We start from the raw sequence: 8,871 nt of genomic DNA, 5'->3' as shown, positions 1-8,871 counted from the left end.
GGCCGTCACCGATCTCCCAGCGGCTCTGTCGTAGCGACCGACCCGGTCGCGGTGATCGTGGCGCTGCCGACGACGATGTCGCCCGCCGGATCCGGCCGGTACACCACGACCGCCTGACCGGCGGCGACCCCGGTCAGCGGTTCGCGAAGCGTTACCTGCATGCCGGTGCCGACCGCCTCGACCACGGCGGGCGCGATCCCTCCGTGCGCGCGCACCTGCACAACACCCTCGATGGGACCGGTGGGTGCGGTCCCGGACGTCCACACCGCCCGGTCCGCGGAAATCGACAGCACCTGCAGTCGTTCGGCGCCACCCACCAGCACCGTGCCCGTCTCGGGTTCGATGGCGGTGACGTAGCGAGGACGGCCGTCGGGGCCTGGACCGGAAATACCCAGTCCCTTGCGCTGACCGATCGTGAAGCCGTGTACGCCCTCGTGCTCGGCGAGAACCTGTCCGGAGTCGGCGTCGACGACGGCTCCGGGGCGCACGCCGATTCGTGCACCGAGGAAAGCGCGGGTATCACCCGACGGAATGAAGCAGATGTCGTGGCTGTCGGGCTTGTTGGCCACCGCCAGGCCGCGGGCCTCCGCCTCGGCGCGAATCTGTTCCTTGGGGGTATCCCCCACCGGGAACATCGCGCGCGAGAGCTGCTCGGCGGTGAGCACGGCGAGGACGTACGACTGGTCCTTGTCCGCGTCGACCGCTCGCCGGAGCACGCCGTCCTCGAGCTGTGCGTAGTGACCGGTCGCGACCGCATCGAAGCCCAAGGCGACAGCACGATCGGCGAGGGCCGAGAACTTGATCTTCTCGTTGCAGCGCAGGCACGGGTTCGGCGTCTGGCCGGCCGCGTAGGACTCGACGAAGTCGTCGATCACGTCTTCCTTGAAGCGGTCTGCGAAATCCCATACGTAAAACGGGATTCCGAGCACATCCGCCGCACGGCGGGCATCGCCGGCGTCTTCCTTCGAGCAGCAGCCTCTTGAACCGGTGCGCAGGGTGCCGGGCGCGCTCGACAGCGCCAGATGCACCCCGACGACATCGTGTCCGGCGGCGACGACGCGAGCCGCGGCAACCGCCGAGTCGACACCGCCGCTCATTGCCGCAAGAATCCTCATCTCCGGTCACCTCCTCGTCCACCGACGCTCGCCATTCCAGCGGCGCGAGCTCGTTTCACCACACCCGGCAGCACACCGAGCATCGCTTCGACGTCGGCGCGGGTACTGGTGTGCCCCAGGGAGAAACGCAGTGAACCGCGCGCGGTGGCCGGGTCCGAACCCATCGCGACCAGCACGTGGCTGGGACGCGCGACACCGGCCGTGCACGCCGACCCCGTCGAGCATTCGATTCCCGCCGCGTCGAGCAGCATCAGCAGCGAATCTCCTTCGCAGCCGGGGAAAGTGAAGTGGGCGTTGCCGGGCAGCCGACCGACGTGCCGCGGCCCGTTCAGGACCGCGTCGGGTACCACTCGTTCGACGCCCTCCACGAGCGCGTCGCGGAGCGCGACGAGGCGCGCGGCCTGTTCGGTGAGCTCCGAGGTCGCCACGCGCAGCGCGGATGCCATCGCGACGATCGACGCGGTGTCGTGGGTTCCCGAGCGCAGGTCACGTTCGTGCCCGCCGCCGTGCGCCAGTGGCACACACGGCACCTGACGTCCGAGCAGCAGCGCCCCGACACCTTGCGGGCCACCGAACTTGTGCGCGGCGATGGTGAGGGCGGACAGACCACTCGCGGCGAAGTCGACGGGGATGTGCGCGACGGCCTGCACGGCGTCGCTGTGGATCGGGATGTCGAACTCGGCGGCCACGGCGGCGAGCTCGGCGATCGGCATGATGGTGCCGACCTCGTTGTTGGCCCACATGATCGACACGAGCGCCACTTCGTCGGCGTGCGCGGTGAGTTCGGCTCGCAGAGTCTGCGGATCCACGCGACCCGTGGCATCGACCGGCAGCCACGTCACGTCGGCGTCCTCGTGGTCGACGAGCCATTCGACTGCGTCGAGGACGGCATGGTGTTCGACAGCGCTCGTCACGATCCGGCGGCGGCGCGGATCCTGGGCTCGGCGGGCCCAGTAGATTCCCTTGACCGCCAGGTTGTCGGCCTCGGTTCCCCCGGAGACGAAGAGCACCTCGGATGGTCGTGCGCCCAGGTCGGCGGCGATCGACTCGCGGGCCTCCTCGATCCGGCGGCGAGCAGCGCGGCCGGAACCGTGCAGGGACGAGGCGTTACCGACCGTGGTGAAAATCCCGGTCATCGCCTCGATCGCCGCGGGCAGCATCGGCGTGGTCGCGGCATGATCGAGGTAGACGGTCTTCGAGGTGCCGGACGGTCCGGTGGCAGGCGAAGTCATGACCGATCCAGGATAGCGGGTGCGCGGCGGTCCCTGCCGCGGTCACCGGGCAGCCGGGGCTCTCACGCGTACCGGGCGCCCACCTCGCCGGAGGCGGCGGCCGTCGATTCGGGGAGCAGCATCTTGTGCCCGATCCTCGTCGGACGGTCCGCGCGCGCAGCCCGTTCGCACCGCGCAGCGAGGTCGCGACGGTCGTTACCTGGCCATTCGAGTGGCGCGAGCACGACTTCGGCGACGGTGCCGCGACTGCGGATCAGGCGGCGCATCGACGCGACGATGGATTCGTCGCCGACGAACGCCGGTCCGCACGTGGGTTCGCCGACGTGGTCGAGATAACGCAGACCCACCGGCTGGACGGGGCACTCCGCAGCGATCGCGGCCTCGAAGAGCGCCGACCGGAAGCCTCCGTACGCGCGTCCGCACCACGTGGTGCCCTCCGGAAACACCGCGACCCGCTCCCCGGCGTGCAAGCGCTCCCGGATCCGGTCCACGACCTCGGGCAGCCGGCGCAGGCGCTGCCGATCGATGGGAATCACGCGCATCCGCCGCGCGAGTGAGCCGAGGACACCCCATTCGAGGAGGTCGGCGCGGGCGACGAAACCGGCGGGCGCCACAGCGGTCAGTACGAGCACGTCGGTCCACGACACGTGCGGCGCGACGACGAGAATGCCACCGTCGTAGCCGCGCCGGTCGCGCCGGTCGACGACCGTCAGACGCAGCCCCACGCACCGCAACAGGGTGCGCGCATACCGACGCTGGAGGGTGCGCCGCGGCTCGGCGGGAAGCAGGCGTCCGGCAGTGAGCAACGGTGCCGACGCCAGCGCGACGAGGACGACCAGCGACCGCGCGAGGGCTGTGAGCAAGTTCACACGCGATTGGTGGGAGGGCAGGCAACCGCTGCCGCAGGGGCTCACCGGCATCCATGCATGAACCCGTCCGGTCATCCGGACACCGCATTCTCGTCGGCGGGCCCGGTTTCGCGACGTTCCGCGGCGCTGCGCAGCCGGTCGAGGTAACGGGAGTTCGCGTCCTTCAGGCTCAGCAGGGCGACGAAGTCGGCGACGCCGAACTCCGGATCGTGGGCTGGTTCACCGCAGATGCGGGCGCCGAGCCGCAGGTACCCGCGCAGCAACGGAGGCATGACCGGTGTGGCCGGCGGTGCGATCTCGTCGAGTCCCCGGCCGTCGACCACGACGGGGTTCAACGGTCGCACGCGAGATTCCGGCGCGATACCGTGCCTGCTCAGCAAGATGTCCCGGACACCGCGCACGTTGGCGCCGGACGGCTCACCCGGTGCGGTCCTCATCGGTACCGACACACAGCCGATGACCCAGTTGTGACCGGTGAGCTGCAGGTAGTTGAGGATCCCGGCCCACATCAAGGTGAGCACCGATCCCGAACGGTGGGCCGGGTCCACGCACGCCCGGCCCATCTCGACCGCGCGCATGCCGTGCGGATCCAGGGCGGAGAGGTCGAATTCGGTTGCGGTGTAATAGCCGCCGGCGGCCCGTGCGGCGCCGGGCGAGAGCATCCGGTAACAGCCGACCACCGTATCCGTGACCCGGTCGTGGACGAGCAGGTGATCGCAGAACTCGTCGAACCGGTCGGCGTCGAGGTCGCCGGTACCGGTGGGAAGTGTGAATCCGGGCTCCGCGGCGAAGACCCGCCGGCGCAGTCGCTGCGCTTCCTCGCGGTCCTCCGGATCCGCGGAGACGATCAGCGAATATCGGGGTCCGGACAGCACCGGGGCCGGAAACTCACGGGTGCGATGCAACACCGACGTTGTGGTCATGCTGAAGGTGTAACGAGGTCGGACGGCAGTCCGGCTGCGAGGCGGTGTCGGGTCGATGCATCGTTCGTGAACATGAAGATTAGGCGCGGTCGCATCGGGACCGGCCCTCGAACGCGCGTGACCCCGCCCCGGAAATCCGGGGCGGGGTCACGACGGGCCGCTACGCGACGACGGCCGAAGGGCCGACTCAGCCCTTGTGCTTCTTGACCGCCTCGGTCAGCTGCGGCGCGACGTTGAACAGGTCGCCCACGACGCCGTAGTCGGCGATCTCGAAGATCGGAGCCTCTTCGTCCTTGTTGACCGCGACGATGGTCTTCGAGGTCTGCATGCCGGCGCGGTGCTGGATGGCACCGGAGATGCCCAGCGCGACGTACAGCTGCGGCGACACGGTCTTACCGGTCTGGCCGACCTGGAACTGACCGGGGTAGTAACCGGAGTCGACGGCTGCGCGGGACGCGCCGACGGCGGCACCGAGCGAGTCGGCGAGTTCCTCGACGACCGAGAACTTGTCGGCGCTGCCGACACCGCGACCGCCGGAGACGACGATCGATGCCTCGGTGAGCTCGGGACGGTCGCCACCGACGATGGGATCGCGCGAGACGATCTTCACCGCGGACTCTTCCTGCGCCGGGACCTCGACGTTCACGATCTCGGCAGCGGCGGCCTGCGGCTGCGCGTCGACTGCACCCGGACGCACCGAGATGACCGGCACTTCACCGTTGGCCTTGGCGTCGACGGTGAACGCGCCACCGAAGATGGAATGCACGGCGGAGCCGTCGGCCTTGACCTCGACGACGTCCACGAGCAGGCCGGAGCCGATGCGCGCGGCGAGACGGCCCGAGACCTCTTTGCCCTCGACGCTGGCGGCGGTGAGCACCGCTGCCGGGCTGGCGGACTCGACGAGCGACGCGAGAACGTCGACCTTCGGGGTCACCAGGTAGCCCTCGATGTCGTCGGACTCGGCGGCGTAGACCTTGGTGGCGCCGGCGGCGGCCAGCGCCTCCTGCAGCTTGGCTGCGGTGCCGGCGGGACCGGCGACGACTGCGGCCGGGTCACCCAGCGCGCGGGCGGCGGTGATGAGCTCGAGGCTGACCTTCTTCAGCACGCCCTCGGCGTGCTCGACGAGCACAAGTACTTCTGCCATTGCTTGCTTCTCTCCCTAGGTATGTCTGCGGTGTTCGCGTGAGCGCGGATCAGATGATCTTGTTGCTGACGAGGTAGGAGGCAATCTTGCTGCCACCGTCACCCTCGTCGGCGACGCGCTCACCAGCGGTACGCGGGGGCTTCGGGGTCACGCCCGTGACGGTGCTGCCCGCATTGGAGACGCCGAAGATCTCGGGATCGAGACCGATCTCCGCCAGCGTGAGGGTCTGCACTTCCTTCTTCTTCGCGGCCATGATGCCCTTGAAGGACGGGAAGCGCGGCTCGTTGATCTTCTCGGTGACCGAGACGATGGCCGGGAGCGAGGCCTCGAGGCCGAAGACACCCTCGTCGGTCTCACGTTCGCCGGTCGCCTTGCCGTCGGCCAGCGTGAGCTTGCGCAGGTGCGTCAGGTGCGGCAGACCCAGGTACTCGGCGATGATGGCCGGCACTGCGCCGACACGGCCGTCGGTGGCCTCGTTACCGGCGATGACCAGGTCGACACCCTCGATCTGACCGAGGGCGGCAGCGAGTGCGTACGCGGTCTGGATGGAATCCGAACCGTGCATGGCCGGGTCGTTGAGGTGGATGGCCTTGTCGGCACCCATCGACAGCGCCTTGCGGATGGCGTCGGTGGCGCGGTCGGGACCGGCGGTGAGCACGGTCACCTCGCCGCCGTCGCGCTCCTTGATGAGCAGAGCCTCTTCGACGGCGCGCTCGTTGATCTCGTCGAGCACGGCGTCGGCGGCTTCACGGTCGAGCGTGTAGTCGCCGTCGGTGAGCTTGCGCTCGGACCACGTGTCGGGGACCTGCTTGATCAAAACGACGATGTTCGTCATGGGTCTACGTCGACCTCCTGTAAATAGCTGCCTGTGGATCGGCGAGGCGCTGCCTGGACCGAGTACTCGTGCTTGTCACACGGCGTGTGCGTTAGATTACCAAACGCTAAGTTACCGGCCGGTAACTTGGCGTGATACCCGGTTCACCATAACCGCACGGAAGGAACGACATGGGTGTGATCTGGAGCACCGAGTCAGTGCTACCCGCGGGTACGGCTAATGTCGTGCCGGTGAGCGACTCCACCGCCCGCGTCGACGACGCGCAACAGCTTCCCCTCACCGGCGAACGGACGGTCCCCGGTATCTCCGAGGAGAACTACTGGTTCCGACGCCATGAGGTGGTCTACCGCGCCCTGCTGCACCGCTGCTCGGGCCGCACGGTCCTCGAAGCCGGCGCCGGCGAAGGCTACGGTGCCGACATGATCGCCGACGTCGCCGAGAAGGTCGTCGGCCTGGACTACGACGAGACCGCGGTCGCGCACATCCGCGCTCGCTACCCTCGCGTGGACATGCGACTCGGAAACCTCGCCGAACTTCCTCTCGACGACGAGTCGGTGCAGACCGTCGTCAACTTCCAGGTGATCGAGCACCTGTGGGATCAGGCGCAGTTCCTCCGCGAATGCCACCGCGTCCTCACACCCGGCGGGGAACTGCTGATCAGCACACCCAACCGCATCACCTTCTCCCCCGGACGCGATACGCCACTCAACCCGTTCCATACCCGGGAACTGAATGCGGTGGAGCTGAGCGAACTGCTCGTCGACGCCGGTTTCCGCGTCGAACTGATGACCGGTGTCCACCACGGCCCCGCGCTGCGCGCCCTCGACGACAAGTACGGCGGCTCGTTCATCGACGCGCAGATCGAACGCGCCCTGGCGGGCGAAGCATGGCCGGATCAACTCACCGCGGACGTCGCCGCCGTCACCGTCGACGACTTCGCCCTCGAGTCCGAAAACATCGATGCCAGCCTCGATCTCGTCGCAATCGCGGTAAAGGACCCTGCAAGGTGACCACCGCTTCCGCACCGCGGGAACCGGGCATGTTCGCGCTGGTTCTTCATTCACACCTGCCGTGGCTGGCAAACCACGGACGCTGGCCGGTCGGCGAGGAATGGCTCTATCAATCCTGGGCCGCAACATATCTGCCCGTCACCGAGGTGCTTCGCAAGCTCGCCGACGAGGGCCGCACGCGGCTCGTCACACTCGGCGTGACTCCCGTACTCGCCGCACAACTCGACGACCCCCACTGCCTGACCGGCATGCACCACTGGCTCGGCAACTGGCAACTGCGGGCGCACGAAGCCGCAGCCCTGACCGAACCGTCCTACCGCGCTCTCGGCGCCCGGGAGCACCGACTCTCCGCCGCCGCGCTCGATACATTCGAAACCCGTTGGCGGCACGGGGGATCCCCGGTCGTCCGCGAACTGGTCGACGCCGACGCGATCGAACTGCTCGGCGGACCGCTCGCGCATCCCTTCCAGCCGCTGCTCGATCCCCGGCTCCGCGCCTTCTCGCTTTCGGAGGGCCTGCACGACGCGCAGTCGCGCTGGCAGCACACCCCGCACGGAATCTGGGGTCCCGAATGCGCTTTCACTCCCGGGATGGAAATCGGGTACGCCGCCGCAGGGGTCCAGCACTTCATGGTCGACGGTCCGGCCCTGCACGGTGACACCGCACTCGGCCGCACCGTCCGCGACTCGGACGTCGTCGCCTTCGGACGCGACCTTCCGGTCTCCTACCGGGTGTGGTCACCGAAGTCCGGCTATCCGGGTCATCCCGCCTATCGCGATTTCCACACCTATTGCCACGACACCGGGCTCAAACCCGCCCGGGTCACCGGCCGCACGGTGGCACCGGCGGACAAGGCGCCCTACGACCCGGACCTCGCATCGAGCACCGTCGATCGCCACGTCGCCGATTTCGTCGACACCGTGCGGCGGCGGCTTCGCAGCGAATCCGCGCGTATCGGCCGGGACGCCCTCGTCGTCGCAGCCTTCGACACCGAACTGTTCGGCCACTGGTGGTACGAGGGACCGCTGTTCCTCGAACGTCTCCTACGGGCACTTCCCGCGGCCGGCATCGAAACAGGCACGCTTGCCGACGCCCGCGACCGCGGCTACGTCGGCGGTCCGGTCGAACTCGAGAACTCGTCGTGGGGATCGGGCAAGGACTGGCGGGTGTGGGCCGGCGACCAGGTGGCCGATCTCGTGCAACTCAACGAAGAAGTCGTGCGTACCACCCTCGATACCCTCGACAAGGCCCGCGACACGGCCACTCCGGGACCCGGTCTGCGCAACCGCGACGACCAGTACTCCCTCGGCGATATGGCTCAGCGTCGGATGCGTCGATGCGTCGGTGCCGGTGGGGCGGCGCGAGAGCACGACCACTTCGTGGCCGGCGGCCGCGAGTTCGGTGGCCAGGTGGTGGACGTGGCGACCGAGCCCGCCGACCACGACAGGCGGGTATTCCCACGACACGAGAAGGATCTTCAACTCAGGTCTCCGTTGGCAGTCGGCGGGCGTCGAGGGCGGGGAACAGGTTGTCGGCGCGATACCAGCCCTCGGCCAGACGTGCGGCGGTGCCGGTGCGTCCGGACGCGACCGCCGCGGCGATCTCGCGCAGGGCGTGGGCGTGTTTGTGGGCGCGGTCGCGGGCGTATGCGGCGGCGGTGTCCTTGCTGACCATGAAGGCCCAGTCGCTCGAGACCGTCATCAGAGCCTCGCGCAGCATCTGGGCGTGGACGCGGTGGCGCAG

The 8,871-nt window shown here is 68.8% G+C and carries 8 protein-coding genes and 2 pseudogenes; 2 read left to right on the top strand and 8 right to left on the bottom strand.

The genetic code is table 11. The annotated features are described in order from the left end of the window. Positions 1-5: 5 nt before the first annotated feature. From mnmA to Q8814_RS22010, 6 genes are all read right to left on the bottom strand, one after another. Positions 6-1,115 carry a tRNA 2-thiouridine(34) synthase MnmA gene (gene mnmA / locus Q8814_RS22035; protein ID WP_330154114.1) on the bottom strand — a complete coding sequence of 370 codons (1,110 nt, stop codon included), beginning with the start codon at positions 1,113-1,115 and terminating at the stop codon, positions 6-8. Continuing rightward, a complete protein-coding gene (locus Q8814_RS22030; protein WP_330154113.1) occupies positions 1,112-2,347 on the bottom strand; it encodes a cysteine desulfurase family protein in 1,236 nt (411 codons plus the stop codon). The genes mnmA and Q8814_RS22030 overlap by 4 nt, the downstream gene beginning before the upstream one ends. A gap of 62 nt (positions 2,348-2,409) precedes the next feature. Then, a complete protein-coding gene (locus tag Q8814_RS22025) occupies positions 2,410-3,291 on the bottom strand; it encodes a lysophospholipid acyltransferase family protein (protein ID WP_330154112.1) in 882 nt (293 codons plus the stop codon). Then, positions 3,288-4,139, bottom strand: a complete 852-nt coding sequence (locus Q8814_RS22020; protein ID WP_330154111.1) for a GNAT family N-acetyltransferase — start codon at positions 4,137-4,139, stop codon at positions 3,288-3,290. The genes Q8814_RS22025 and Q8814_RS22020 overlap by 4 nt, the downstream gene beginning before the upstream one ends. 187 nt (positions 4,140-4,326) lie before the next feature. Beyond that, positions 4,327-5,283, bottom strand: a complete 957-nt coding sequence (locus Q8814_RS22015) for an electron transfer flavoprotein subunit alpha/FixB family protein (protein ID WP_330154110.1) — start codon at positions 5,281-5,283, stop codon at positions 4,327-4,329. 49 nt (positions 5,284-5,332) lie between these two features. Then, positions 5,333-6,118 carry an electron transfer flavoprotein subunit beta/FixA family protein gene (locus tag Q8814_RS22010; protein WP_330154109.1) on the bottom strand — a complete coding sequence of 262 codons (786 nt, stop codon included), beginning with the start codon at positions 6,116-6,118 and terminating at the stop codon, positions 5,333-5,335. Between the two features lie 170 nt (positions 6,119-6,288). Between Q8814_RS22010 and Q8814_RS22005 the strand changes: the two genes are divergently transcribed. Both Q8814_RS22005 and Q8814_RS22000 read left to right on the top strand, forming a co-directional pair. Next, positions 6,289-7,128: a class I SAM-dependent methyltransferase gene (locus Q8814_RS22005; RefSeq protein ID WP_408015964.1), complete on the top strand. Its 840-nt coding sequence runs from the start codon at positions 6,289-6,291 to the stop codon at positions 7,126-7,128. A 29-nt stretch (positions 7,129-7,157) separates the two neighbouring features. Next, positions 7,158-8,417, top strand: a pseudogene (locus Q8814_RS22000) (1,4-alpha-glucan branching protein); the annotation flags it as partial. On the opposite strand, the pseudogene Q8814_RS21995 reads toward Q8814_RS22000, so the two are convergent. Continuing rightward, positions 8,406-8,609, bottom strand: a pseudogene (locus Q8814_RS21995) (glycogen/starch synthase); the annotation flags it as partial. The pseudogenes Q8814_RS22000 and Q8814_RS21995 overlap by 12 nt on opposite strands. 1 nt (position 8,610) lies before the next feature. Next, on the bottom strand, positions 8,611-8,871 hold a 261-nt coding region (locus Q8814_RS21990), incomplete at its 5' end, for a DUF1957 domain-containing protein (RefSeq protein WP_330154108.1).

Origin of the sequence: Rhodococcus chondri, assembly GCF_036327435.1 — a bacterium.
In the GTDB taxonomy this organism is placed as follows: domain Bacteria; phylum Actinomycetota; class Actinomycetes; order Mycobacteriales; family Mycobacteriaceae; genus Rhodococcus; species Rhodococcus chondri.
This window is presented reverse-complemented; position numbering and strand designations above follow the sequence as displayed.